Annotated in this window: 1 protein-coding gene; it reads left to right on the top strand. The window is 58.1% G+C overall.

What is annotated here, in order from left to right; genetic code table 11:
* Positions 1-568, top strand: a 568-nt coding sequence (nadA, locus tag KF784_20380; protein ID MBX3121414.1) for a quinolinate synthase NadA, incomplete at its 5' end; no start/stop codon positions are given.
* Between the last annotated feature and the right edge of the window lie 459 nt (positions 569-1,027).

Below are 1,027 nucleotides of genomic sequence, written 5' to 3'. Positions count from 1 at the left end.
CTTCCCCGACGAGCATCTCGGCCGGAACACCGCCAACAAGATGGGCATTCCGCGCGAGCAGATGATCGTCTGGGATCCTTACATGCCGCGCGGGGGCAACTCGGTTGAAGCCATTCAGCGGGCGAAGCTGATCCTGTGGAAGGGCCATTGCAGCGTGCACCAGATGTTCCAGTCGTCCCACGTCGATTACTTCCGCAAGCAGCATCCCGAGGTGAAGGTGATCGTGCATCCCGAGTGCCATGAAGATGTGGTGAACAAGGCCGACCTGGTGGGTTCGACGGAGTACATCATCCGGACGATCACGGCCGCGCCGGCTGGCACCACCTGGGCGGTCGGCACGGAATTGAACCTGGTCAATCGCCTGAAGCATGAGCAGACAGACAAGAAGGTGTTTTTCCTCTCTTCCACGGTCTGCCAATGCGCCACCATGTACCGCATCGATGCGCCGCATCTCTGCTGGGCGCTGGAAAATCTCGCCGAGGGACATGTCGTCAACCGAATCGTCGTTCCGGACGACGAAAAACAATTGGCGAAGGTGGCGTTGGACCGCATGATGGCCCTCAGCTGACAGAATCGTGAAAACCGCTTCCGGCTGCGTTCTCGCGTCGCTCAGATGCGTGCCGCTTTGACGCGTGAATATTGTTAAGACACTGCCCGCTCACCGACTCGCGGGGGCGCACAAACGTGGCGCTCGTTATTCCTCGCGCCGTGCGCCTCGCTGCGGCCTTGCCGATAGACGCTTTTGACGATTCTGTCCATGACCGATCGCCTCAACGACCAAACGCACCATAGTATTTCAGTTGCTCGGGACTTGACGGGTTTCGCCCACAACAAACCACTGGTTCCTCTTGTCTCCTTCCGGTATATTCCACCAGATCACCTGAGACGAAGCGTGTAACCTCTTGATATGCTGATCGCTGAAGGCTGTCAGCCGACAGCGTGAGTACCTATGGACTATAAATCGACTCTCAACTTGCCGAAGACCGACTTCCCCATGAAGGCGAATCTGCCGCAGCGGGAGCCGGAA

The organism is Fimbriimonadaceae bacterium, from assembly GCA_019638775.1.
Classification (GTDB): Bacteria; Armatimonadota; Fimbriimonadia; order Fimbriimonadales; family Fimbriimonadaceae; genus JAHBTD01.
This window is presented reverse-complemented; position numbering and strand designations above follow the sequence as displayed.